The organism is Sphingobacteriales bacterium (assembly GCA_016719635.1).
GTDB lineage: Bacteria > Bacteroidota > Bacteroidia > Chitinophagales > JADIYW01 > JADJSS01.
The window spans coordinates 24,592-49,098 of the sequence record JADJYT010000012.1 but is presented as its reverse complement, the minus strand read 5'-3'; the positions used below and the strand labels follow the sequence as shown (position 1 = coordinate 49,098).

24 protein-coding genes are annotated in these 24,507 nt (G+C 40.4%); 10 read left to right on the top strand and 14 right to left on the bottom strand.

Translation table 11 applies throughout. The features are described from left to right. Positions 1-110: 110 nt before the first annotated feature. The 3 genes from lpdA to IPM95_14135 form a co-directional block, all read right to left on the bottom strand. Positions 111-1,514 carry a dihydrolipoyl dehydrogenase gene (lpdA, locus tag IPM95_14145; GenBank protein MBK9330404.1) on the bottom strand — a complete coding sequence of 468 codons (1,404 nt, stop codon included), beginning with the start codon at positions 1,512-1,514 and terminating at the stop codon, positions 111-113. Positions 1,515-1,562: 48 nt separating this feature from the next. Next, positions 1,563-2,924: a 2-oxoglutarate dehydrogenase complex dihydrolipoyllysine-residue succinyltransferase gene (odhB, locus tag IPM95_14140; GenBank protein MBK9330403.1), complete on the bottom strand. Its 1,362-nt coding sequence runs from the start codon at positions 2,922-2,924 to the stop codon at positions 1,563-1,565. A 157-nt stretch (positions 2,925-3,081) separates the two neighbouring features. Next, positions 3,082-5,847 carry a 2-oxoglutarate dehydrogenase E1 component gene (locus IPM95_14135; protein ID MBK9330402.1) on the bottom strand — a complete coding sequence of 922 codons (2,766 nt, stop codon included), beginning with the start codon at positions 5,845-5,847 and terminating at the stop codon, positions 3,082-3,084. A gap of 176 nt (positions 5,848-6,023) precedes the next feature. On the opposite strand from IPM95_14135, the gene IPM95_14130 reads away from it, so the two are divergent. The 4 genes from IPM95_14130 (at position 6,024) to IPM95_14115 (ending at position 9,759) form a co-directional block, all read left to right on the top strand. Beyond that, positions 6,024-6,281: a 30S ribosomal protein S20 gene (locus IPM95_14130; protein MBK9330401.1), complete on the top strand. Its 258-nt coding sequence runs from the start codon at positions 6,024-6,026 to the stop codon at positions 6,279-6,281. Between the two features lie 63 nt (positions 6,282-6,344). After that, positions 6,345-7,043, top strand: coding sequence for a DNA repair protein RadC (radC, locus tag IPM95_14125; protein ID MBK9330400.1), 699 nt, complete (start codon positions 6,345-6,347; stop codon positions 7,041-7,043). A gap of 112 nt (positions 7,044-7,155) precedes the next feature. Next, positions 7,156-7,827 (top strand): hypothetical protein, encoded by a 672-nt coding sequence (locus tag IPM95_14120; protein ID MBK9330399.1) that lies wholly within the window; start codon positions 7,156-7,158, stop codon positions 7,825-7,827. A 228-nt stretch (positions 7,828-8,055) separates the two neighbouring features. Continuing rightward, complete coding sequence (locus IPM95_14115; GenBank protein ID MBK9330398.1) at positions 8,056-9,759, top strand: DEAD/DEAH box helicase; 1,704 nt, start codon at positions 8,056-8,058, stop codon at positions 9,757-9,759. Between the two features lie 112 nt (positions 9,760-9,871). Here IPM95_14115 and IPM95_14110 read toward each other — a convergent pair whose 3' ends face one another. The 11 genes from IPM95_14110 to IPM95_14060 form a co-directional block, all read right to left on the bottom strand. Then, positions 9,872-10,612 carry a hypothetical protein gene (locus IPM95_14110; protein ID MBK9330397.1) on the bottom strand — a complete coding sequence of 247 codons (741 nt, stop codon included), beginning with the start codon at positions 10,610-10,612 and terminating at the stop codon, positions 9,872-9,874. A 4-nt stretch (positions 10,613-10,616) separates the two neighbouring features. Continuing rightward, entirely contained in the window at positions 10,617-11,186 is a 570-nt protein-coding gene (locus IPM95_14105) for a hypothetical protein (protein MBK9330396.1), read from the bottom strand. Positions 11,187-11,197: 11 nt separating this feature from the next. Next, positions 11,198-11,704 carry a hypothetical protein gene (locus IPM95_14100; protein ID MBK9330395.1) on the bottom strand — a complete coding sequence of 169 codons (507 nt, stop codon included), beginning with the start codon at positions 11,702-11,704 and terminating at the stop codon, positions 11,198-11,200. A gap of 58 nt (positions 11,705-11,762) precedes the next feature. Continuing rightward, a complete protein-coding gene (locus tag IPM95_14095) occupies positions 11,763-12,167 on the bottom strand; it encodes a hypothetical protein (protein ID MBK9330394.1) in 405 nt (134 codons plus the stop codon). 54 nt (positions 12,168-12,221) lie between these two features. Continuing rightward, positions 12,222-13,067, bottom strand: coding sequence for a hypothetical protein (locus IPM95_14090; protein MBK9330393.1), 846 nt, complete (start codon positions 13,065-13,067; stop codon positions 12,222-12,224). 144 nt (positions 13,068-13,211) lie between these two features. Next, a complete protein-coding gene (locus IPM95_14085; GenBank protein ID MBK9330392.1) occupies positions 13,212-13,436 on the bottom strand; it encodes a hypothetical protein in 225 nt (74 codons plus the stop codon). A 77-nt stretch (positions 13,437-13,513) separates the two neighbouring features. Next, the gene (locus tag IPM95_14080) at positions 13,514-14,491 is read right to left on the bottom strand and encodes a hypothetical protein (GenBank protein MBK9330391.1); all 978 of its coding nucleotides are present in this window, start codon (positions 14,489-14,491) and stop codon (positions 13,514-13,516) included. 223 nt (positions 14,492-14,714) lie between these two features. Beyond that, a complete protein-coding gene (locus IPM95_14075) occupies positions 14,715-15,938 on the bottom strand; it encodes a DUF3570 domain-containing protein (protein ID MBK9330390.1) in 1,224 nt (407 codons plus the stop codon). 5 nt (positions 15,939-15,943) lie between these two features. Next, positions 15,944-16,162, bottom strand: a complete 219-nt coding sequence (locus IPM95_14070) for a DUF4266 domain-containing protein (protein ID MBK9330389.1) — start codon at positions 16,160-16,162, stop codon at positions 15,944-15,946. After that, on the bottom strand, positions 16,149-17,078 hold the full coding sequence (locus IPM95_14065; GenBank protein ID MBK9330388.1) for an FAD:protein FMN transferase: 930 nt from the start codon (positions 17,076-17,078) through the stop codon (positions 16,149-16,151). The genes IPM95_14070 and IPM95_14065 overlap by 14 nt, the downstream gene beginning before the upstream one ends. Further along, on the bottom strand, positions 17,078-17,524 hold the full coding sequence (locus tag IPM95_14060) for a thioredoxin family protein (protein MBK9330387.1): 447 nt from the start codon (positions 17,522-17,524) through the stop codon (positions 17,078-17,080). Before IPM95_14060 ends, IPM95_14065 begins: the two co-directional genes overlap by 1 nt. A gap of 294 nt (positions 17,525-17,818) precedes the next feature. Here IPM95_14060 and mraZ point away from each other — a divergent pair, with 294 nt between their 5' ends. The 6 genes from mraZ to IPM95_14030 are packed head-to-tail and all read left to right on the top strand — an operon-like array spanning position 17,819 to position 24,502. Next, the gene (gene mraZ, locus IPM95_14055) at positions 17,819-18,274 is read left to right on the top strand and encodes a division/cell wall cluster transcriptional repressor MraZ (GenBank protein ID MBK9330386.1); all 456 of its coding nucleotides are present in this window, start codon (positions 17,819-17,821) and stop codon (positions 18,272-18,274) included. A gap of 28 nt (positions 18,275-18,302) precedes the next feature. Then, a complete protein-coding gene (gene rsmH, locus IPM95_14050) occupies positions 18,303-19,199 on the top strand; it encodes a 16S rRNA (cytosine(1402)-N(4))-methyltransferase RsmH (GenBank protein MBK9330385.1) in 897 nt (298 codons plus the stop codon). Beyond that, positions 19,199-19,591: a hypothetical protein gene (locus tag IPM95_14045; protein MBK9330384.1), complete on the top strand. Its 393-nt coding sequence runs from the start codon at positions 19,199-19,201 to the stop codon at positions 19,589-19,591. The genes rsmH and IPM95_14045 overlap by 1 nt, the downstream gene beginning before the upstream one ends. Positions 19,592-19,625: 34 nt before the next feature. Next, on the top strand, positions 19,626-21,728 hold the full coding sequence (locus tag IPM95_14040) for a PASTA domain-containing protein (GenBank protein MBK9330383.1): 2,103 nt from the start codon (positions 19,626-19,628) through the stop codon (positions 21,726-21,728). A 20-nt stretch (positions 21,729-21,748) separates the two neighbouring features. Further along, positions 21,749-23,194: a UDP-N-acetylmuramoyl-L-alanyl-D-glutamate--2,6-diaminopimelate ligase gene (locus tag IPM95_14035; protein MBK9330382.1), complete on the top strand. Its 1,446-nt coding sequence runs from the start codon at positions 21,749-21,751 to the stop codon at positions 23,192-23,194. A 6-nt stretch (positions 23,195-23,200) separates the two neighbouring features. Then, on the top strand, positions 23,201-24,502 hold the full coding sequence (locus IPM95_14030) for a phospho-N-acetylmuramoyl-pentapeptide-transferase (GenBank protein ID MBK9330381.1): 1,302 nt from the start codon (positions 23,201-23,203) through the stop codon (positions 24,500-24,502). Positions 24,503-24,507 lie beyond the last annotated feature (5 nt).

Genomic DNA, 24,507 nt, shown 5'->3' with positions numbered 1-24,507 from the left:
ATCGCTTCGTTCCTCGAGATGATGGTTACAAAACAAACTGGACCCGCTGGAAAAACTGCTGGAGATAGAAGGACACTTTATTGCTTAATCCTTATTGTTTACTCCTTCTTTCAAACATGCAGCGCCCTGTTTTCCGTAGCTGCCAATGCCGCTTCTTTAAATGCTTCGGTATAGGTTGGATGCGCGTGGGAGATGCGCCCGATGTCTTCCGCACTGGCACGGAATTCCATGGCTACTACAGCCTCTGCTATCATATCGGCAGCACGCGCACCAATCATGTGTACGCCCAATATTTCATCTGTATCGGCATCCGCCAACACCTTTATCAAGCCATCGATATCCATACTGGCACGGGAACGCCCCAATGCACGCATTGGGAAGGAGCCAACCTTATAGGCAATGCCGTTTTCTTTCAGTTGGTTTTCCGTTTGTCCTACGCTCGCCACCTCCGGCCACGTATATACCACGCCCGGAATTAAGTTGTAGTCGATATGCGGTTTTTGTCCGGCAATGATTTCAGCCACCAGCACACCTTCCTCTTCCGCCTTATGCGCCAGCATCGCGCCGCGTATCACATCACCAACGGCATAAACATTAGGTACAATGGTCTGCAGATGGTCATTCACCTCTATCTGTCCGCGTTGGTTGGGTGTGATGCCTATATTTTCCAATTCTAACCCATCGGTATAGGCTTTTCTGCCAATTGCCACCAGGCAATAATCCGCTTGGATTTTTATTTCCTCGTCTTTTTTATCCAGTGCCGTTACCGTTACCGAATCGCCGTTATTGACCGCGCCCGTCACCTTGTGTGACAGGTGAAATTTAATGCCGAGTTTCTTCAGTGAACGCTGCAGTTCTTTGCCCAAGTCATCATCCATGGCAGGAATGATTTTATCCATAAATTCTACTACGGAAACCTGAGTTCCGAGGCGCTGATACACGGAGCCCAATTCCAGTCCAATGACACCGCCGCCGATAATCACCATGGATTTTGGCAATTCCGGCAATGCCAGCGCTTCTGTGGAAGTGATGATTCTTTTTTTATCGATAGGTAAGAACGGCAGAGTGGATGGTTTGGAGCCGGTAGCAATGATGGCATATTTCGTTTCAATCTGATCTTCCGATCCGTCTGCTTTCTTAACGGCAATGGTTGTGTTGTTAATGAAAGAACCCTGTCCACGGTACACCGTCACCTTATTTTTCTTCATCAGGTAATCGATTCCGCCGCTGGTGGTTTCCACCACTTTGGCTTTCCGGGAAATCATCTGCTGGAAATTGACTGTTGCAGAAGGGATTTCGATGCCATGCTCCCTGAACGTATGCATGGCATTATGATAATGTTCGGAAGAATCCAGCAATGCCTTGGACGGAATGCATCCGACATTCAAACAGGTACCGCCCAGTGTGTTATATTTTTCTATGATGGCGGTATTAAATCCTAATTGTGCGCAACGAATGGCTGCCACATATCCGCCGGGACCGCTGCCTATAATAGTGATATCGTGTTGTGTCATGGTTAATGTGATAATGTGATATTTTGATGATTAGCTAATTAGCTAATTTTATAATTCTAACAGCGCTTTTACCGGATCGCTGCCTGTCAGCATCTTTTCCGGATTTTCCAGAAAGTCTTTGACCATCACTAAAAAACCTACGCTTTCCTTTCCGTCTACGATTCGGTGGTCATACGACAATGCCAGGTACATCATGGGGCGTATTTCCACTTTACCGTTGATGGCCATGGGTCTGTCCTGAATTTTATGCATCCCTAAAATGGCACTTTGCGGCTGATTGATGATGGGGGTACTCATCAGTGAGCCGAACACACCGCCGTTGGTGATGGTGAAGGTGCCGCCCTCCATATCTTCCATTGACAGATTTCCGTCCCTGCCCAGTAATGCCAGGCGTTTCACTTCTTTTTCAATCCCGGCAAACGATAAGCTTTCCGCATTCCGTATAACGGGAACCACCAATCCTTTAGGAGTCGATACGGCAATGGAAATATCGCAGAAATCATGGTAGATGATGTTCTCATCATCGATATAGGCATTGATGGCTGGAAACTTTTGTAAGGCCAGTGCGCACGCCTTGGTGAAAAAAGACATGAAGCCCAGCCCAATGCCGTTCTTTTCCTCAAAGGTTTTTTTGTATTGGTCGCGAATCTGGTGAATGCGAGTCATATCCACTTCGTTGAATGTCGTTAACATCGCAGTTTCATTTTTCACTGCAACCAAACGACGAGAGATGGTTTTACGCATACGCGTCATTTTTTCTACACGTTCGCTACGCGAAAATTTGTCCAAGGTCCACAGCCCAAGGTTCGCCGTTTCTTTAGCTATTTCTGTTTTTTTGTCTGTCGACTGTCGACTATCGACTGTCGACTGTTCTGCTTTTAGCGCATCTTCCTTCGTAATTCTTCCATCCACACCGGTGCCTTTTATTTCAGTGGTTTCTATTCCTTTTTCTTCCAGTATTTCTTTAGCGGATGGGGAAGGTGTTCCGGAGGCGTAAGTTTTTTGGTCAATGGTTGATAGCTCATTGTCAATAGTTTCTTTTTTATCGGACTCAATTTTCTCCGTCACTATTGACTGCTGACCATCGACTGAGGACAGATTTTCTTCTTTTTTCTGTGGACTGTCAACTGATGTCTGTGGACTAAGCACTGCCGGCTTTTCCGGTGCAATTGCATCCGTATCAATATAGGCAACCAGTCCGCCAATTTTAATGTCATCACCTTCCTTTGCCACGCGGGTAATGACGCCTGATACTTCGGCAGGCATTTCAAAGGTAGCTTTATCGGATTCAAATTCTGCCAGCGGCTGATCCAGCTTTACATAGACACCATCTTCCACTAACCAGGCTGCCAGCGTTACTTCTGTAACGGATTCGCCAACGGTTGGTACTTTTATTTCTACTTTGCTCATTATTTATATTGTTAGATGTATGGATTCAAGAATGTTAGACAAATTTAGTGCTTTATTTAGCTTTTGTTGATTGGTGTTTTTTATCGCTTAATAAGATTAGATTATTTTGTTACAACAAAACAAGATTTCTCGCTGCGCTCAAAATGACAGAATGGTGTTATCCAAACGCCAGTTCTACCAGTGCTTTCTGTTCTTTCTCGTGCAGCTTGCTGAATCCGGTGGCAGGAGATGAAGCCTGTGGCCGGGCAATACATTGTAAATATTTAGCTTTATTGTAATTTAATAAAAGGAATGAGTAAGCACCCATGTTAATGGGTTCTTCCTGCACCCAATGGAAACTGGCCTTGTTGTATTTTTTGATGATGGCATCCAATTGTTTGTCTGCCACAGGATACAATTGCTCTAAGCGCACAATAGCAACATCCCTTCGGCCATCCGCTTCTTTCTTCGCCAGCAAGTCGTAATAGATTTTTCCGGTGCAGAACAATACTTTTTTTACATTACCGGCTTCATCCGTGCCATCATCATCTATCACTTCCTGAAATTTACCTTCGTAAATCTTCGAAATGGAATCGATGCATTTTGGATGCCGTAACAACGATTTCGGCGACATGTTAATCATCGGCTTTCTGAATGACCAGGTCAATTGTCTGCGTAATGCATGAAAAAAGTTCGCCGGAGAGGTGATGTTCGTCACGACCATGTTCAACTCGCCGCACAACTGCAGGAAACGTTCTAAACGCGCAGAACTGTGTTCCGGTCCTGCGCCTTCATAACCATGAGGCAGTAATAATACCAAACCGCTCTGGCGGTTCCATTTCGTTTCGCAGGAAGCGATGAACTGGTCGATGATAATCTGCGCACCATTGTCAAAGTCGCCGAACTGCGCTTCCCAAATCGTGAGCGGCGCCGGGGAAGGCAGTGAATAGCCAAACTCGAATCCCAATACTCCGTATTCCGACAAGTGGGAATTATAGATATGAAAGGTACCTTGTTTTCCATCTTCGGCAATATGATTCAACCGGTTGTATTCTTCATTGGTCACTTCATCATACAAACAGGCATGACGATGAGAGAAAGTACCGCGTTTCACATCTTCTCCGCTCAGCCTTACATCTTTTCCTTCCAGCAGTATGGAGCCATACGCCATCAACTCTGCGGCGGCCCAGTCTACCGTATTATTTTCTCGCATCATGATGCGTCTCTGGTCCAGGTATTGCTGGATTTTTTTCAGCGGACGGAATCCTTCCGGCACTCTTACCAGCGCCTTGATGATTTTTACCAAGTCGTCTTTGGATATTTTAGTTTCCAGCGAGTATTCAAAATCTTCCAGTCCGGCTTTACGCAAGGCCTGCCAGGCCAGTTCCGTGGATTGCGGCTTGTATTTTTTTTCCTGTTGTTTGTAATCGTTCAATCTTGCCTGCAGTTCAGCCCAAAATTCCTCTTCCATTTTTTTTGCAAACTCAGCCTCCGCCACACCCCAGTCATAGAGTTTTTTCTGATATAAATCGCGTACGCCGGTATGGTCCTTTATGATCTTATACATCTGCGGTTGGGTGTATGATGGGTCATCCCCTTCATTGTGTCCCCATTTCCTGTAGCAAACCATATCTACAAAAATATCCTTATTAAACCGCTGACGGTATTCTGCCGCCAATTCCGCTACATAAGTAACGCATTCCACATCATCGCCGTTAACGTGAAATACAGGTGCCTGAATCGCAGATGCAATGGATGTGCAATAGTTGGATGTACGTGCATCATCAAAGTCGGTGGTGAAACCAATCTGGTTGTTGATGACAAAATGAATGGTGCCGCCAACGGTATAACCTTTTAGCGACTGCATTTGCAGCACTTCATATACGATGCCTTGTCCTGCCACAGCTGAGTCGCCGTGAATGGTAATGGGCAGGATTCTGTCGTAATCGGAGTTGTAGATGGCATCTGCCTTTGCTCTGCAAAATCCCTGTACAACAGGATTGACCGCTTCCAGGTGGGATGGATTCGGAAGTAACTTGATATAGACTTCTTTTCCATCCATCGTTTCATACTGGGATGAATATCCCAAATGGTATTTTACGTCACCGGTGCCGGAAGAGAAATCGTTCGGGGCAATACCCTCAAATTCAGAAAACACCTGTTCGTAGGTCTTACCGACAATATTACACAACACATTCAACCGGCCGCGATGCGCCATGCCAATCACCACTTCCTGAACTCCGTGATTGGCTGCTACGTTAAACATGGCATCCAGGGCCGGGATGGTGGATTCACCGCCTTCCAGTGAGAACCGTTTTTGGCCAATATACTTTGTTCCTAAGAATTTCTCCAGAACTTCACTTTCGTTGAGTTTGGAAAGAATTCTTTTTTTCTTTTCTATGGGATGCTGGTAGGCGATGTAGCCATGTTCGATTTGTTCTCGAAGCCAGGCTCTTTCGTCGCGGTTCAAGACATAGTTGTATTCCCATCCGATGGTGCGGCAGTATATTTGTTTCAATCTGTCTATGATAGTACTCAGTTTCGCTTTGCCGATTCCTATTTCCTTACCGGCATGGAACTCCGTTTCCAGATCTGATTCATTCAAGCCGAAGTAATGCAGTTCAAGATCGGCATGGCGGTCTCTTCTGGGGCGCAGCGGATTGGTATTGGCCAGCAGGTGTCCTTTATTGCGGTAGCCACTGATAAGTTTTAATACTTTAAATTCCTTAGGAGAAACCACTTCTCCCGTTGCGGTGAGTGTGGAAACGGTTGTATGGTCCGTTTCAATCGCTTTGCCATTCTGCCCGAATTTATAGGCTAAATCAAAGCCTGCAAAGAATTTACGCCATTCCGGATCAATTGACTTGGGGTCTTTTTGGTAATCTTGGTATTGAGCGTCAATAAAGCCGGGGTGTGCATTGGAAAGTATCGAAAAATCGTCCATATTAAATTAATATTAATCAGGTTGCAAATATCGTGGTTTTAGGAGGAAAAAGCCATTAAAAAGCGTTATTTTCTTATTGTATAATCGGGAATTCAAGTAAAAAGTTTACAATTAACCTAAAATTCACTTTTTTTATTATAATCGTTTGAGTATCTTTGCAAACTCAATTAAAAAAAATGGCACATCATAAATCGGCTAAGAAAAGAATCAGACAAACCACGAAACGCAGACTGGAAAACCGTTATTACGGTAAGACGACCAGGAATGCCTTACGTAAATTTTTAGGATTATCTGATAAGGGCGAAGCGGAAAAAACCATGCCTTCTCTCGTGGCTATGGTAGATAAACTGGCTAAAAGAAATCAAATTCACAAAAACAAAGCGGGTCATTTGAAGTCTGAAGTAATGAGACATTTGAATGTGTTGAAAAAATAATTTCCGCGTTTTTATGGAAAATAACTGATTGGTGTATCTCAATGGTACACCAATTCTTATTTTATGTATCCCGAATCCACCAAATTAACGATCAGGCACTGGGCAGAAGAAGACCGCCCACGTGAAAAATTACTTCTAAAAGGCAAACTAACTTTATCCGATGCGGAATTGTTAGCTATCATTATCGGTTCCGGTAATGCAGAACTGTCGGCCGTAGAATTAGCCAGGCAGGTATTGTCTTTCGTACAAAACGATTTGTTTGAACTGGGAAAGAAGTCCGTTGCTGATTTGATGCAGTTTAAAGGCATCGGAGCAGCCAAGGCGATAGCCATCATAGCAGCGCTGGAACTTGGAAGGAGAAGGGCGCAGGCAGAAGTAAAACCAAAAGACAAGATAGTTTCACATCGTACAGCGTTTGAAATGCTGTCGCCTGCTTTATCGGATTTGCCGCATGAAGAATTCTGGATGATATGCCTGAACCGGAATAACCGGTTTATCTCCAAGCATAAAATCAGCAGCGGTGGAATATCCGGCACGGTAGCGGATATGAAAATGATTTTTAATGTGGCGGTCAGGGAACTGGCAAGTGCCATTATTCTTTGTCACAACCATCCTTCCGGTAACCTTCAGCCGAGTGAGCCTGATAAGCAGCTAACGCGCAAAGCAGTAGAGGCAGGAAAGTTGCTGGAAGTGACGGTATTGGACCATATCATTATCGCGCATAATGATTACTACAGTTTTGCAGAGCAGTTGTTGCTTTAGGCAAATGCAGGTATGGTACATGGCGCCGGAAGATGACAAAAATCATCATTATTACTGATAAATCTCCTGTTTTTTTTGGTTCTCATGGTTTAAATTTGAATAAAAATTAAACATGAAAGCTATAATGAAAAAATGGATGTTATTGGTGTTCGTATTCGGTGTAATATCCTGTACAAAAGACGGAGACAAACTTGGCGGACAAACAGATTTGGATTTAACGAAAGTAGAAGGCAGTGATTTTGCTGTATCTATTGCCAGTTCCGGAGAGGACTTTCCAGTAATCAATGCCGGTGTAATTTCCAACAACGGGGGTGATGTGACATTTAGAATTACACTTGATTTTACCGGTCATCCAGATTCGGCCGTCTTAGTGCCTTTAATTCCTGCATACCTTAAAGATGATCAAAACAGGGTAAAACATGACATAAAAATGCGCTTCACATCACAAGGTATACAAGATTATGAAGAAAATCCGGGAGATAAACCATTTACTATTGTGAAATACGATGCAAGAGTAGGGGATACCTATATGTTCAAAACAAATACCGGAGAGGTCTTAACCAGGACGGTGACTGAACGCACAGATGAAAATGACTGGCCATTCACCATGTTTAATATAAAAACCATTAAAGTGGAGCAAAACGAGTTTGATGATATCTGGGAACCAATCATAGAGAAAGTAGTGTGGAGGGCAAATCATAAATATGGTTTGGTTTATATGGAAGCCGTGTTAAAGAATGGTAAAATCTTGAAGGCGGATATCATTCCGTGGCATATAATATAGGCTAGTAGTATTCAATTTCTTTGTGTCCCGTCAAAAAGTACGTATCTGTTTTGCACGGGACACAAGTATTTATATTGTATCCTGCCAAACTACATTGCAGCAGAAACGGGTTCCGTTTATTATACGGATTATAATTAACTCAATCGCAATATCTTATACACATGAATACGTTGTAACATTCATCTAATCAGCGTATCTTTGCAGTTCATTATAAATAATTATTTCTTTATGGAAGGATTTAGAGCCTTAGGATTAAGCGAAGACATTTTAGAAGCATTGGAAAAAAAAGGGTACGAAGTGCCCACACCCATTCAGGAACAAACAATACCACTTTTACTGAACGGTAATTTAGATATTGTAGGACAGGCACAGACCGGTACCGGCAAAACGGCTGCCTTCGGTTTGCCGATTTTAGAACGCTTTGACTCCACTCAAAGAAGTGTCCAGGCATTGGTGCTTGCACCTACCCGCGAATTGGCGATACAGACAGCGGAAGAAATTAAAAGTTTTAAAGGTTCCAAAAGAATCTGGATTACTACCGTATATGGTGGCGCACCCATCAGTTCACAGATGCGTGAATTGGAAAAGGGTACACATGTCGTGGTGGGAACTCCCGGCCGTGTGATTGACCTGATAGAACGCAAGAAGCTGATTCTGGATGAAGTCAACTATGTGGTGCTGGATGAAGCGGATGAAATGCTTAACATGGGATTCATCGATGATATTGAGCTGATTCTGAAATCATGCAATAAGGAGCGCAGAATGCTGCTGTTTTCCGCCACAATGCCGGACAGGATTTTATCACTGGCTAAACGCTATATGGGAAAATTCAACATGGTACAGATTGCCAAACAGGAAATTACCAATATCAATATCGACCAGTCTTATTTTGAAGTTCCGGATAGGGACAAATTTGATGCCCTGTGCCGTGTATTGGATATAGAAGAAGATTTTTACGGCATTATTTTCTGTAATACAAAAGCAGAAGTGGTGGAAATTTCCAATCACTTGAATGACAAAGGATATACCACAGATGCCTTGCATGGCGACATCCAGCAGAACCTGAGAGAAAAAGTGGTCAAACAATTTAAGACCAATAAATTTGGCGTATTGGTGGCGACGGATGTGGCAGCCCGAGGTATTGATATTTCAGACCTGACGCACGTAATCAACTACGGATTACCGCAGGATCCGGAAAGCTATGTGCACCGGATAGGACGTACGGGCCGTGCCGGTAAATTGGGTAAGGCTATCGCGATCATCTCCCCTTCTGAGAAAAGAAAGCTGATATTTGTCGAAAGGATTGCGAAATCCAAAATGAAAAAGGGCAAGTTGCCGGATGCAAACGATATGGTGAAGATTAAAACCCGTCGTCTGACAGAACATATTGAAACCATCATCGGGACAGAGCATTACAGTGAGTACATGGAACTGGCTGCACAGATCTTAGGAGAAACAGAACCACAGGTTATAGTGGCTGCCTTGATTAAGCATTTTGCAAAAGATGAATTAAATCCCAAAGCGTACAAACAAATTAAAGAAGCAGTTAAAGATGAATTTGGAGGCAGAAGCGATCGTTTTGGCAGCAGGGACAGAAGGGATGACAGAGGCGGCAGACGGGATGACAGAAGAAGTGACACCCGAAGGGATAGCGGCAGGGAAAGTGCACCTCGCAGAAGAAATACCTCCTCCGCACGCCTGTTCTTTGCAAAAGGCAGAGTCGATGGGATGACACCGCGTTTGTTGTTGGAAGAGCTGAACAATAATGCAGGTATTGAATCCAGAAGGATTGATGATATCAGAATACTGGATAATTTCTCCTTCTTTGCGACCAGCAGCGACGATGCGGAACAAATCTTGGCGGTGTACAAACGAAATAAAGGCACCGGCAAACCTATGGTTGACCGCGCCAGAGAAAGAGAAGACAGGTAGTTTTCTTAAAAGAAACGAAGCCTTTCGGCTTCGCTTACAAAAAATGAATAAAAAAATGCTTGCTTCTTGAGCGAGCATTTTACTTTTCAAATGCTATTGGTTTTTCATAGTTTTAGAATTCTTCGTACGTAAATGTTTCTTTGCTTCTGTTTTCATCTATAGAGTTTGTAAGGTCATTTCTTTGTAAAGGATAACCATTAAAATCGCCTTCAAATGTGTAGTCTTTATTATTGAGATATCCAAGGTATTTTATTTCGATAGTAGGTAACAAAGCATTAAAAGAGTTGTAATAATATAATAAATTACCTGCAAAATAAGCTTCAGCTTCAAATCCTGAAATCAAGAATGGATTTTTTATACTACTTGAAAGTAAATAACGTGTTTGTAAATATTCGCTACCACCAACAGGTTTATTATAAAGAAATATGGAATCTGCTATGTATTCATTTCTGAAATAACTTCCATCAGCATAAATTTTCTTATCTATCAAACCATCACTATTATATGTAAGGTCTATATCGTCATATCTTGTTATTTTATTGCCTGTCCATATAACTTTATAAGCATAAATTCCTCCACTGGTATATTTTGTAACTACACTATCTAGTTTATTAGCAGCTGTATAAACACAATATGTTGTTTTATATAATGCACCATTATTTTCATGAATAATTTTAGAAATTTTATTTGCACTGTTGTACTCAATAGTATATTTATCTAAAGCTGCTGGTATTCGCGCATAGTAATCATGTGTATATGTTTTTAAACGCGTTTTTTTTGCTTTGTTATCATCTTTACTGCAACTGCTAATAAAAACAGAAAGAACAGTAAGTGTAAAAATTATTCTTTTCATTGTATTAAACTTTATAGATCATTAATTCGCCAGAAACTGTTGCTGTTCCATCTTGCTCACCTTTATTATACATCATGCTTGGCTGCAACGTAAGGTTTGAAAAAGTACATTTTATTTCATTGCCATTTACAACAAAATCTAATTTGCCTGTTTTGTCATCGCTTTCCCAAATCATGGTTGATGTACTTCGCATATCAGCATAACTAACTGTAACGTGTCTGGCATCTTTATCATCAATATTATATTTGGTAATTTTGTAAGTTGATGTAGCATCCGGCAATTTATCAGCAGTGAAATTGATTGTGAATGTTTTTGCAGGAAAACTATCGTCAGGCACAGCAATGGTTAGTGAACCCATGGATGTAACGGCACCGCAAACACCATTTATTTCATATGTTTTTCCGTTGCATTGCAAAGTAATTTTGCCTTTTCCGGCTTGTCCTTGTTCTGCAGTAGATGATTTTATTTCATCCATGTTTTGTTCGATAGTGGTTTCAGCACTATCGGTTTTGTTTGATTTGCATGCAGTGAATAATACACTGCATGCAAAAAAACAGCTTAGCATTTTTTTCATTATTTTTAATTTTAGAAATCAATACTTGCACTGTTTACAAATGGATTTAAAGAACCACCACCGGTTTGGTCTAACGGAAGATTATTAATAGTAATCTTTTTACCGGACACAGTGATGGTTTGGCTGCCATCCGGATCAAATGTTAACCCGTCAATACCTACTCCAGCTTCGCCGGATGGAACATTTAAACTGAAATCTGCTACATCAAACGTGCCACCTGCTTCAGCTTCAGCCTGGTTGTGAAATGTAACCTGAATTAATTTGTAAGGATCGTCTTGTTCGCATAAAACAGAATAATTGTCATTTACAAAAGTCTGTGTACTGGTTTCGCCAGAATAGGAAGCACCGTCAATAGTGAAAGTACCAGTTTTTCCTGTGGTTCCACCACCTTTTTCTTTTTTGCAAGACGTTGCTGCGATTGCTACTGCAAAGAATAGCAAGATGGAAAGTGTTTTGATTGTGTTTTTACTCATGACTTTATTTTTTAAGTTTTTGAGTTCGTGAATCTGTGATTTCATTTTTTGTAATTTTTAATGATGAATAAATATATTGAGTTGTTTATTTGAATTTTATAATCTATTTAAGTTCTATAGTATTGCAATAACCTGGAGACAATAGTTCTGAAGACAAAGATTTAGTGCCACTAAAATATATAGCGCCAGTTTGATCTTTACAAAATAAAATTGGATTTTCTTTATGCAGTAAACCAAGCTGTACTGAAATTGCAGTTGTGTCATCACAAGATGGTGCAGTCGTCCAAAATATATCATCTACAGTTGATGTTGCTACTGCTTTATAGTTTACATAAAAAGTAAGTGTATCAGCACCATCATATAGTAGTTGTCTTGAGGTTTCTTCATCAAACCAAAATACTACTTTGTATCTGTCTGCAACATCAAATATATCTCTTGTGCAAGAACTAAGCAACGTAATTAGTAGTGTAAAAAAGAATAATGAGATTGTTTTATTTAGAGATTTCATTTTTGTAATTTTAAGGTTTGTAATTGTTTTTATGGTTATTATGGCTATTTTTGTTTATTTACTAAAATCAAAAGGCAATTCATTACCACCATTAGAACCAGCCGTATTGCTAAATGCATCGCTGAAATCAATTGGTGGATTGTTTAATTGAAATGATGGATTGTTGGTGCTTTTGCCAATTCTTTCAAGAATGTATATTTTTTGTGCATCAAAATCAAAGAAATAGTATAAATCATTATTGTCATTTTCTCCAGTGCAAGTAACAGCATCAATATTTTTCCAGCTTATAGTGTTACAAGTTGGACAAATCAGCGGCAATGTATTTTCTATTATCAAATCGGCACCAGTCCTAAATCCATAGTATACATACTTCTGATTTGGAAAATCATAAAAAATATACGTACTGGTTTTTGAATTATTATCATATGCTTGCTCTGAAGAAAATGTGGCTGCACTAAATTTATTGATTGAATTATATGCAGCAGGCATATCAGGAAATTCAAAATCAAATGTGTTAAAAGTTTTAAATCCAACCGGTTCGCCTAAAAGCCATCTTAAATTTCCCTGGTTATAAACTTTGTTATCAGCTGGATTAAAAAGTCTAACATTTGAAGTCAAGAATGCATTGCTGTTATCAATAGGCATTTGAAATGCGCTTGGAGTGACGATATTTTTTAAATAAAATTTTGTGTAATCATCTGGTGACATTTGCACAATGCGCCATTCATTGCCTTTCTTTTGATAGAAATCCAATGTAACCATGTTGCCATTGTTATCTAATGTTGTATTTACTAATTTGGTAAATTGCCAGCTTTCTGGAGTTGTTGTTTCTTTTTTGCAAGAAAAGAAAAGAGTACTAAGTAAAATAATACTTGTACTAAGTTTTGTAATTGCTTTCATAAATTCATTTTTTGTTGATGTAAAACTGCATCATACAAAAAGCGAAGCAAAATGAAGTATTTTAATTTTGTGAGTAGGTTTTGTGAAGTATGTTTATTAACTAATTATAAATCAATTGGTTGATAGTGTGTTTTAATCTCATTTTTAAGCTAAATTTTGTTCAATTTCTTGTTTTAGCCATAAATAAACAGAAACTAATTTGAATTCAATTGGTGTAGTTTCTTCAAATTCATTAATTGCATTCTGTAACAATTTTATATCTTTTGAAGACATCTTTTTCAGCAAAGCATTCTTTTGTTTTGCTGTATATAATTTTTTGTATAGAATTGAAATGGGTTTATGATGAGACATTTTATCCGTTGCTACCATTTGTATTACGCTTGTAATAATTGACAGCGCTGTATCATAGTCTTGCGTTAGGTAAAAATATACTGATTTGATAAGTTTTAAAACGTGGTTTTGTGGAAATGGTGCAGCATCCAGATCATAAGAAATATAGTTTGCAAGGTTTTTGTATCGCGCAAATACATGTAGCATAGCAACCTGTTTTGTAAAAGCATGTTCTTGTATAATATATTATCCGTAGAAAATTCATGATCCAGTATGTAAATAACATCCTTGTAAAGTTTGCTCTTTACTAAATTGGTAATATAGTTTACATAAAATATAGTTCTGTGATGATGATATAAATGATCGATATCTTGTTTAATGCTTTTAAGTACAGCATCTGCTTCCCGAAAATAACCGTTCGCAGAAAATTCTCTTCCTTTTGCCATTAGTGCAACCACTCTGTTTTCTTGCAGTAGTTTATTGTTTTTATAGACAGGCTCAATATTTTCCAACGCAGCATCCAGACTTTCTATCTGTGTATTCAAATTCTTCTCGTCCGCATCTGTGAGTGAAGCGCCTAAGTAATTATTAAAATTACTGATAGGGTTTTTAGGCAACAAGCATTCATAGGTGTCTGAAATAAGAGTTTCACGACCTTCAAATTGATGATTGTAAACAATCCAGTTGATGTATGATTTATGTAAGTTCACTTGAGCGCAATAAGAAGCTAGCAGGTCTTTCAATATTGCCTCACAATTCTGTAAAGATTCGGAATAACTTTTTCTGCGTTTATCGATATCAATAATTTTATAACGCAGGTTGTGCAGTTGTATAAAACTGGCGTCCAGTACATATTGGTAGGAAGCGAAGTTGTCTTTTTGTTTTATTAACAATTCTGTTTTCTCGTCAATACCTTCATCATATTCTAATTTTTTGAAAGCATGTACTAATAGCCATTCGTTATAAGCACTGTTATTCTTAGAATGATATTCGTGTTCTGTTTTTATTAAGAAGCTTTCTAAATCTTCTTTTAACAACCGAATCTCATTTCGCCACAAATAATCATTTTTTTCAGAATAGGTTTTTGTAAACAATTTTTTAAATAACAATCTTTTATCCAGTTGTCCGTCGTTTTTTGCAATAGTAATAAGTTTGTAAAATTTTTCAGTTCGTTTTTTTTTAGAAACAGCAAAATATTTCTGAATTTCTTTCGTATGGTGTAATTCAATCTTTTGAACAAGCAGAACAATGGGATGATGTTTCATATCAACAAAAATATGAGAATTAATTGGTTTTGTATATAACTGAAAGAGGTAATTACTCTCTCTTTTTCCTTACATATTCTGATGCAAACGTAAATGTAAGATTAACGGTATGCGCCTGCAAATGGTTCGAACGGTAATAGTAGGAATACCTGAAAAGGATATTTTCAAAAGATAATCTATGCTGTCTCTTCCCCATTGGCAAGAATTTTAATTCCATACCTGCTTTGTACGTCTTCATGCCTGATAAGTCGTAATCGGAGGTATAATAGACTTCACTGGTCAGGTGTTCTTTATAGGGTTTGAAAAACTTTGAACCTGACTGATGATAAATTCTTACAAACGGACTTAATGTGAATTGCGGTACTATTTTTATGGCACCTTGCAGTTCGATGGCATTCGCAATGATTCCGAAATTGTCCGCATAAAATGAATACTGGCTCTTCAGGATAAACCGTTTGCCCAAAAATGCATTTAGTTTTATAGAAAGTGGAAACTTGAACCTTTGTTTCGGCAGATTTTCTACACGCAGGCTGCTGTCAGAAAAATAGACTCTGTGAAACGGCGTAGCCAGTAATCCTTTCTGATAGACAAATTCCGGGAAAATGCCCAGAATCATTTTCCTTGACAATACTTGTGTAAAGCCAAATTTGATATTGTAAGAATCCCTTCTGTACACATCATACCATTCTTTATACCTCAGTTCTTCCGGATATACGAGACTTTCCGGGCGCATATAATCAGGGTTTAACCTGCCCCACCGCAAGTCATCAAAAGACAGGAACACACCCATCTGATAGGATCGCATTTCGGATGGTTCGGTATATTGCATGGAGAATGATACGGGAGCAGAAAGATAATCCGATTCCAGGGCAACACCAGCTCCTCCTCCCATCACCAGATTTACATTCTTCAATCGTCGTTGGAATCCTGCATCCAGATGAAAATGGTTGTCTTTAATGGATGCAGAAGAACGGATATGGTCAATCTTGTCAGTCGATGCCGAACTGATAACATCAATTCCGGCAGAGAATGAAAGCTTATTGAACTCCTTGAACTGATGCCGGATGGTCAGACCTGTCGCATAAACGGACAATTTTTCTGTTCCTGTTCCGCCTGTTACCGCCGAATTATTTCCATCCTGATTATAATAAGAAAAGGTGAATTCAATATCTGTCCTGGATATTTTTTTTCTTTCAAAAGCACTGCTGTCAGGAAGCTGTGCCTTCAAAGGATAGTAAAAGGCCATTAAGCCAAATATGAAAAACTTCTTCTTCATTGTAATTAGTTACAGCCACACCCGCCGCTGGTGTATATGCCTCCCGCCGGTGCTGCGCCTTCTCTTATGCCTTCGGCATTTTCTTCAAATTTCCCGGAAATACCATTGCTTATCTGCATTTCCCGGTCGTTCAGATATACCCGCTGATATGGTTTTACCGGATGGCAGCTGCAGGTAAGTGAACTTACCGTCAATACTAAAAGGGATATCTTAAAGAGTGCCATGCTCTATGTTTATATGCTTGGATAAAAATACACAATTTTCAGAATTAATGACGATAGCATGTGTGTCCGGTAATTGATTGATAAAATGGATACCGGCATCTGCGCCCATCACATATACTGCCGTTGCCAGTGCATCACATAATTCTGCACTGGAGTGGATGATGCTGACGCTTTTGATGCCTGTGAGCGGCAGTCCCGTTTTCGGATGTATGGTGTGGGAATAGCGGATGTCATTCTTCGTGAAATACTGCTCATAGTCACCGGATGTCGCTGTTGCGCCGTGCTGCATGGGAATGGAAAAGACCATCTGATTCCTGTCATCAGGGTGTGAGATGCCAATCTTCCATAAATCTCCGTTTGCCCTTTTTCCAAAAACCGTCAAATCTCCGCTTGCATTGATGACACCGCCTTCCGCATTTTTTTCTTTCCATAATTTCCTGACACAGTCAGCGGCATATCCTTTACCTATGGCTGCAAAACTGATCTGCATTCCCTTTTGGGATAAATAAACTTTATTGTTTTCCAGCAATTGCAGAAATTCATACCCTACCATTTTTAAGGTATCCCGGATTTTCTTCTTATCCGGAAATGTAAAATCCTGCTGTTTGAAATTATACAGTTTCTTTAACGGGCCAACCGTAATGTCAAAAGAACCCTGAGTGATCTTTGACAAATGTTGAATGCGTTTTAATAATTGATATACCTCCTCCGGTACCTCAACTGGACTGATGCCGGCATTCTGATTAATCAAGGCAGTGATGGAAGTTGCTGCAAATTCGGTTAACAAAGATTCAATGCGTTTTATTTCCTGAATCCCCTCTTCTATAAATCCCTGAGCAGCAGTTTTTGTGTCAGCCGTTACAATAAGCTCAAAAACAGATCCCATCAATTTTGTTGTAACCTTTTGTTCAATCATCATGGCAGAATGGATTCCATTGCAGCTTTCAGTTTATCTGTAAAACCGGCGGCAGTTTCATGCTGAAAACTAATCGTTGCCGTTCTTTGATTGGGGCTGACTAAAATAAACAGGGGAAAAATACCGTTGGGGTTGTATCGTTCCGCTAATAATTCATTTTGTCGGATCAGTTTTTCCGGCAATTTTTTCTTTTGCGGGAAGTCGGCCTTTAAAAGCAATAAATTTTCCCGGACAAAATGTTGAAAGGAAGAGTCCTTCATAATTCCTTTTTCAAACTGTATACAATTTTTACACCAGTCAGAGCCTGAAAAAACAATTAAGACAGTTTTGTTTTCAATTATTGATTTTTGGAAAATACTGTCTTTGTCAATATAAGGTTGAGCGGGCGAAATTTCGAAAAGAAAAATCAACAATGGCAGGATGTAGTGTTTAATTTTCAGCTTCATTCTTTCAAATATGCATCAAAATTCAATCAAATTTATTGAATTGATGGGTTAAACGATACCGAACCCGCTATTTTTATTGAATTTATTTCCACATGGTGCATAACCTAATGTGCATTCCCAACCCTTATTCTAATTACACTTTTCATAACATTTCCACATTCAATCCACATCTAAATTTGAGATATGCACATTTTTTGACTTATTAACATGATTATCAATGGTAAAAAGTGGAGTAAAGTGGGAATTTGTGTGACTTTTATTTTATTTTTGTTCATCAAATCAGCAAAATCGCAAATGATAGGATTAACCGGACATTATGAAGTAAAAGTGGACAGCAAAGGCAGGTTGCGTTTGCCGACCAATCTTTTACAGCAGATTCCGGAGGATACGCGTACACATTTTGTTTTGAACAAAGGCATGGGTAAATGTTTGCGCTTGTTTCCCAAAACACAATGGGACAGTGTAACACAGGAAATGGGCAAGTTCAGCTATTTCAGAACGGCTGAACGTGACTTTCTGCGCTCTTTCTATCAATTGGCGACCCAGGTGGAGATGGACGGCAACGACAGAATATTATTATCCAAGCGTCTTACGGACAATGTGGGCATCACGGATGAAGTGGTTATCACCGCCTTCCACGATGTGATTGAGATTTGGGATAGTAAGACCTATCACGCTACCATCAAAGAGCCGGAGAATTTTGCGGATATGGCAGATGAGGTGTGGGCAAAATTAAACTCCGGTAAATAGTTCTTGAACAGATAACATAAAAAAGTGCATGTATCATATTCCAGTAATGCTCAGAGAGTGTATAGAAGGGTTGGACATTCATCCGGACGGAATATATGTAGATGTCACTTTTGGAGGCGGCGGGCACAGCAGGAAAATACTCGAACAACTGAGTGAGAAGGGAAAACTGTTTGCATTTGACGTGGATGAGGATGCCAGACAGAATGTGCCGGATGACAGGCGGTTCGTATTGATACAGGCAAATTACAGACACCTAAAACGATTTTTAAAATTGCACGGCATAATTCGGGTAAACGGCATCTTGGCAGACTTTGGGATTTCATCTCATCAGATAGACGAACCCACCAGAGGTTTCGCCACCCGTTTCGATGCCATGCTGGATATGCGCATGAACCGGAAAGAAGGGATAACTGCTAAAGATGTGGTGAATTCGTATACGGCTGAGCAGCTTCAGCATATTCTTGGTTTTTACGGGGAAGTGATCAACGCCAGAACGCTGGCGAATAGAATTGTGGAACAACGTGCCATTCAGCCGATAGAGACCACAAAAGATTTAGTGGAAATCTGCAAAATAGTTTCCAAAGGGATAGAAGTGAAATATTTTTCACAGGTCTTTCAGGCCATCCGAATTGAAGTGAATGATGAATTGAATGCCATTAAAGATTTTTTGAAACAAAGTGAAGAAGTATTGGAAACCGGCGGAAGGCTGGTCATTATGAGCTACCATTCCCTGGAAGACAGATTGACGAAAAATTTTATGAAGAATGGCGTCTTTGAAGGCGAACCGGAGAAAGATGTTTTTGGAAGATTCGAGCATCATCTGAAGGTGATTACCCGAAAACCGATAGAGGCGGGAGCGGAAGAATTGAAGGCTAATCCCAGGGCGAGGAGTGCTAAGTTGAGAATAGCTGAGAAAACAAACTGATGCCGGAAGAAGAGATATATAACGAAGTGGCTGCTGTGCCTGAAAATCGTATACAACGGATGGTCGAGTCTGTGTTACGGGTGTTTGGTGTGAATGATTTTATTTCTTACGCCCAGGTGATGCATAATTATCTGTTCGTGGCGGCTATAGTCTTTATTGGTGTTCTGGAAATATTTAATACGCATCTGGCAGTTCGCCTGAATCGGAATATCGCTAAAAAGCAAAATGATATAAAAGAACTGAGGTGGGAATATATAGGTGTTAAAACAGAACTGAACCTGAAAAGCAAACAATCGGAACTGCAAAGAGTGTTGGAACCTTACGGATTAAAACCCCTCCAGGAACCACCGAAGAAAATAGAAGTGAAGCAAGGACTGTTAATGGAAGAATGAATGGATTAGCAAACGGCAAACGATAAATAAACCAATGAATATTAAATCCAATATACTGATTCGAATCTACCTGATAGGCGGGTTCTGTACGGTATTTGGCATTATAGTATTGGGAAAGGTATATCAGATACAGACCTATAAAAACGGTCACTGGAAATCTCTGGCAGACAGTTTGACGACAGACTATTTTGAAATTCCGGCAGAACGTGGCAATATCTACTCTTCGGACGACAAGTTGCTGGCGACTTCTGTTCCGTTCTTTGAATTGCACGTGGATTTTGCCTCCAAGGCAATGAGCGATGACATCTTTCAGGAGAATGTGGATTCGCTCGCCTATTATATGTGGAGTAAGTTCAATCAAAATACAATAACCGGATACAAACGGCAGTTAATTAATGCCAGAAAAAATAAAAAACGTTACTTCTTATTATGCAGCAAAGCTGACTACAGCTTATTAAAAGAAATCAAACGATGGCCGTTGTTCAGGGAAGGAAAATTTAAAGGGGGATTGATTGTTGAAACCCGGCAGGAACGCACAAACCCTTATGATTACCTGGCACAGCGAACTATCGGATTGATCAGGGATAATGCTAAGGATATAGGGCTTGAAGAAGCCGCTGATTCATTACTGAGCGGCGCCAAAGGAAAAATCCTGAAACAGAAAATCGCCGGAGGCGAATGGATTCCTATCAACAGGAACGGGCAGATTGAACCTAAGAACGGGTATGATATAATATCCACGCTGGATTTAGGTCTGCAGGATATTACGGAAACAACTTTGTTGCAGGCGGTTACTCAATATCAGGCGGAATATGGTTGTGCCATATTGATGGAAGTTAAGACGGGAGCTATCAGGGCAATGGCAAACCTGGGAAAAAACAAAAACAGCGAAGGGTTCTCGGAGAATTATAATTATGCGCTTGCACTCCGATATGAACCGGGTTCTGTCTTTAAAACGGCCGCCTATCTCGCGTTGTTTGATGATGGAAACCTTACAATGGCAGATTCCATTAATTCGAATCACGCGTCTGCTAAATTCGGCAATGTGGTACTGACGGATGACGGACATAATACCCAATATGCGTTTTTGACACCGGGCAAGGCACTTGCCATCTCATCCAATGTGGCTATTGCAAAATGGATTGTCCAGTTTTACGGCAGAGACAAACAGAAATTCTACGATAAACTGGAACAATTTGGACTGACGTCTAAAACACAAATAGATTTAAAAGGAGAGGTTTCGCCATTGGTTCTAAAACCTGACAAATGGAGTGCCATCTCGTTACCGTGGATAGCACACGGATATGAAGTCAAGTTTACCCCGCTTCAGTTGCTTACATTTTACAATGCCATTGCCAATAACGGAACGCGTATGAAACCATATCTGATACAAAGTGTGTTGGATAACGGGAAACAGGTACGTGAATATAAACCGCAAAGCACCCAACATAAAATCTGCAGTCCTAAAGCTGCTGAGTTTGCAAAAGAAATCCTGCTTCGTGTGGTCGAAGATGAAAATGGCACGGCCAGAAAAATCAAATCGCCTTATTACCGTATTGCCGGTAAAACAGGCACAGCAAAAATGAGTACAGATCATAGCGGGTATTCAGAGAAGAACCTTTCTACATTCGTCGGTTTCTTCCCGGCAGATAAGCCATTGTATTCCTGTGTCGTGGTGATAGGAGGTGCGGAAGGCCCCGGAACTACAGGTGGTGTGGTGTCTGCGCCCATATTCAAGATAATGGCTGATAAGATTATTACCTCGAATATCAGATCGAATAAGGCCATTAACAAGGATTCATCTTTGTTGGAGAAGAAATTGCCGGCTGTTGCGGGTACGACGAATGCCATTAAGGAATTGAATAAAAAATTCAATATCAGCTACGATTTCAAACAGAACTGGGAATATGCAAAATTGAAAAGGGATACCAATAAGCAATTTTTCGTTTCAAAAATTCAGCTATCCAATAATAAGGTCCCGAATGTAAAAGGAATGTTGCTGGATGATGCCGTTTCTATATTGGAGAATTTAGGTTTAAAGGTGGGTTTTGTTGGAAAAGGCAAGGTAATCGGACAGTCTGTTCCGGCGAATACCGCTGTGATAAAAGGAAGTTACATACAATTAGTGTTGAATTAGTGAAAAGATTAAAAGACATAATGGAAAATGTTCAGCCGCTAAAGATAGTGGGTGAGGATGCTGTTGTTGTAAACACATTGCAACTGGATTCCCGTAGGGTGGGAAAAGGAGATGTTTTTTTTGCAATAAAGGGAACAGCAGCGGATGGCCATTCCTTTATTCCAAAAGTGATAGAACAGGGTGCAAGTGTCATTGTCTGTGAAACGATTCCTGCAGAGTTGTATCCGGAGGTCACCTATGTGGAAGTGAAGGATGTAAGAAGAGCATCCGCAATGATGGCTTGTAACTTTTACAAACATCCTTCTAAATCCGTGAAGTTGGTGGGTGTAACCGGAACAAACGGCAAGACATCCGTGGCTACTTTACTGCATCAGATTTATACAGAACGAAAATATAAGACTGGGTTGCTCTCCACCATCGTCAATAAGATTAATCAGACTGAAATCCCTTCCACCCACACTACACCGGATCCGATTGCTATCAATGCTTTGATGCGTAAGATGGCAGACGATGGCATAGAGTATGTGTTCATGGAAGTCAGCTCACATGCTGCCAATCAGGACAGGATTTACGGATTACATTTTGCCGGTGGAATTTTTACCAATATCACACATGATCATCTGGATTATCATAAAACATTCCAGGAATATATTTATGCAAAGAAAAGATTCTTTGACCTGCTTCCGGAATCCGCTTTTGCCCTTACGAATATCGACGATAAGCGCGGCGAGGTAATGCTCCAGAATACGAAGGCAAAAAAGTATACGTATGCCATCAAGAGTCTGGCGGATTTCCGTTTCAGGATTTTAGAGAATGCCTTTACGGGACTGGTTGTTCAAAACGAAGAAACGGAAGTGCATCTAAAGATGACCGGCCGGTTCAATGCCTATAATTTGCTGGCAATTTATGCCACCTGTGTATTGCTGGGAATGGAAAGGGAGGAAGCGTTGATTGCTATTTCTGCATTAAAAGGTGCAGAGGGAAGGTTTGATTGCTTCACTTCATCTGTTCAAAAAATTATTGGAATCGTCGATTACGCACATACACCGGATGCATTGAAGAATGTGCTGGATACCATCAATGAGATCAGGACGCATAACGAACAGGTGATTACCGTGGTGGGCTGCGGCGGCAACCGTGATAAAGCAAAACGACCGGATATGGCGCTTATTGCCAGTGAGCTGTGCTCCAAAGTGATTCTGACATCGGATAATCCACGCAATGAAAAAGCGGATGATATCATACAGGAAATGAAGGCGGGAGTTCCTCCTCATAATTATAATAAAGTGATGTCCATTACCGACAGACGGGAAGCAATACGTGTTGCCTGTAATCTGGCAAAAGAACGTGATATCATTCTGCTCGCAGGCAAAGGACATGAAAAATACCAGGAGATAGATAATGTGAAATACCCTTTTGATGATAAGGCAATATTGCTGGAAACTTTTAAGGAACTGAATAAATAAGATAGTATGCTTTATTACTTATTTAAATATCTGCAGGAAACATTTGGATTGACAGGCTCAAGACTGTTCCAGTACATCTCTTTCCGTGCGTCTCTGGCAATCATCCTGTCACTGGTTATTTCGATGCTCATTGGACGGAGCATTATAAAATGGCTTCGCAAAATGCAGATTGGTGAATCCGTCCGTGATTTGGGGCTGGAAGGACAGATTCAAAAGAAAGGGACACCTACCATGGGCGGTGTGATTATTATTGCCGCAATTGTGATTCCAACGCTGTTGTTTGCCCGTTTGGATAATGTGTATGTCATATTGCTGCTGGTTTCTACTGTCTGGATGGGTGGTATCGGGTTTTTAGATGATTACATAAAAGTATTTAAAAAGGATAAGGAAGGATTAAGAGGTATGTTTAAAATCCTAGCACAGGTGGTGCTGGGACTGGTGGTCGGTTGTGTGTTGTATTTCCATCCTTCCGTGAAAGTGAGAGATTTTGATAATGTGTTCATCTATAAGATTGACAGCAAAGGAGAGGTTGACTGGGATAAACCCGAACAGGTGGTTTCTTCCGGACATGTGATGTATGAAAATAAAGGGATCAGGGTCGGAAATGAGTATCTCTCGCATGAAACGAAAGCACTCAAAACCAATATTCCTTTTTTCAAGGATAACTTACTGGATTATTCCTATTTCCTGAAACCATTTACACAAGATTATCAGAAATGGGGATGGATATTCTTTATTCCGTTTGTGATTTTTGTCATTACCGCTGTATCGAATGCTGCAAACCTTACCGACGGCATTGATGGCCTGGCGGCAGGGGTGTCTGTAATTGTATTGACCACTTTAGCCATATTTGCCTATGTGTCCGGTAACGTAAAAATTGCGGATTACCTGAATATACTTTATATACCCAACTCGGAGGAAGTCGTAATTGTTTGTGCCGCATTGATTGGGGCAACCATCGGATTTCTCTGGTATAATTCATTCCCGGCCACGGTCTTCATGGGAGATACGGGTAGCCTTATGCTCGGCGGTGTCATTGCAACCGTGTCCTTAATTGTTAGAAAAGAATTGCTGATACCCATCCTTTGCGGCATCTTCTTTATTGAAAATGTTTCCGTAATGCTGCAGGTAGGATACTTTAAATATACCAAAAGAAAATATGGTGAAGGCAGGCGCATTTTTAAAATGGCTCCGCTGCACCATCATTTTCAGAAAGAAGGTTACCATGAGGCGAAGATTGTACTGCGGTTCTGGATTATAAGTATCCTGCTGGCCGTCATTTCATTTGTAACCCTGAAAATCAGATAACCCGA

What these genes read in the sequence shown, in the direction of transcription:
- lpdA (MBK9330404.1), bottom strand. Translation starts at nt 1,514, where the DNA reads ATGACACAACACGATATCACTATTATAGGCAGCGGTCCCGGCGGATAT.
- odhB (MBK9330403.1), bottom strand. Translation starts at nt 2,924, where the DNA reads ATGAGCAAAGTAGAAATAAAAGTACCAACCGTTGGCGAATCCGTTACA.
- IPM95_14135 (MBK9330402.1), bottom strand. Translation starts at nt 5,847, where the DNA reads ATGGACGATTTTTCGATACTTTCCAATGCACACCCCGGCTTTATTGAC.
- IPM95_14130 (MBK9330401.1), top strand. Translation starts at nt 6,024, where the DNA reads ATGGCACATCATAAATCGGCTAAGAAAAGAATCAGACAAACCACGAAA.
- radC (MBK9330400.1), top strand. Translation starts at nt 6,345, where the DNA reads ATGTATCCCGAATCCACCAAATTAACGATCAGGCACTGGGCAGAAGAA.
- IPM95_14120 (MBK9330399.1), top strand. Translation starts at nt 7,156, where the DNA reads ATGAAAGCTATAATGAAAAAATGGATGTTATTGGTGTTCGTATTCGGT.
- IPM95_14115 (MBK9330398.1), top strand. Translation starts at nt 8,056, where the DNA reads ATGGAAGGATTTAGAGCCTTAGGATTAAGCGAAGACATTTTAGAAGCA.
- IPM95_14110 (MBK9330397.1), bottom strand. Translation starts at nt 10,612, where the DNA reads ATGAAAAGAATAATTTTTACACTTACTGTTCTTTCTGTTTTTATTAGC.
- IPM95_14105 (MBK9330396.1), bottom strand. Translation starts at nt 11,186, where the DNA reads ATGAAAAAAATGCTAAGCTGTTTTTTTGCATGCAGTGTATTATTCACT.
- IPM95_14100 (MBK9330395.1), bottom strand. Translation starts at nt 11,704, where the DNA reads ATGAAATCACAGATTCACGAACTCAAAAACTTAAAAAATAAAGTCATG.
- IPM95_14095 (MBK9330394.1), bottom strand. Translation starts at nt 12,167, where the DNA reads ATGAAATCTCTAAATAAAACAATCTCATTATTCTTTTTTACACTACTA.
- IPM95_14090 (MBK9330393.1), bottom strand. Translation starts at nt 13,067, where the DNA reads ATGAAAGCAATTACAAAACTTAGTACAAGTATTATTTTACTTAGTACT.
- IPM95_14085 (MBK9330392.1), bottom strand. Translation starts at nt 13,436, where the DNA reads ATGGTAGCAACGGATAAAATGTCTCATCATAAACCCATTTCAATTCTA.
- IPM95_14075 (MBK9330390.1), bottom strand. Translation starts at nt 15,938, where the DNA reads ATGAAGAAGAAGTTTTTCATATTTGGCTTAATGGCCTTTTACTATCCT.
- IPM95_14070 (MBK9330389.1), bottom strand. Translation starts at nt 16,162, where the DNA reads ATGGCACTCTTTAAGATATCCCTTTTAGTATTGACGGTAAGTTCACTT.
- IPM95_14065 (MBK9330388.1), bottom strand. Translation starts at nt 17,078, where the DNA reads ATGATTGAACAAAAGGTTACAACAAAATTGATGGGATCTGTTTTTGAG.
- IPM95_14060 (MBK9330387.1), bottom strand. Translation starts at nt 17,524, where the DNA reads ATGAAGCTGAAAATTAAACACTACATCCTGCCATTGTTGATTTTTCTT.
- mraZ (MBK9330386.1), top strand. Translation starts at nt 17,819, where the DNA reads ATGATAGGATTAACCGGACATTATGAAGTAAAAGTGGACAGCAAAGGC.
- rsmH (MBK9330385.1), top strand. Translation starts at nt 18,303, where the DNA reads ATGTATCATATTCCAGTAATGCTCAGAGAGTGTATAGAAGGGTTGGAC.
- IPM95_14045 (MBK9330384.1), top strand. Translation starts at nt 19,199, where the DNA reads ATGCCGGAAGAAGAGATATATAACGAAGTGGCTGCTGTGCCTGAAAAT.
- IPM95_14040 (MBK9330383.1), top strand. Translation starts at nt 19,626, where the DNA reads ATGAATATTAAATCCAATATACTGATTCGAATCTACCTGATAGGCGGG.
- IPM95_14035 (MBK9330382.1), top strand. Translation starts at nt 21,749, where the DNA reads ATGGAAAATGTTCAGCCGCTAAAGATAGTGGGTGAGGATGCTGTTGTT.
- IPM95_14030 (MBK9330381.1), top strand. Translation starts at nt 23,201, where the DNA reads ATGCTTTATTACTTATTTAAATATCTGCAGGAAACATTTGGATTGACA.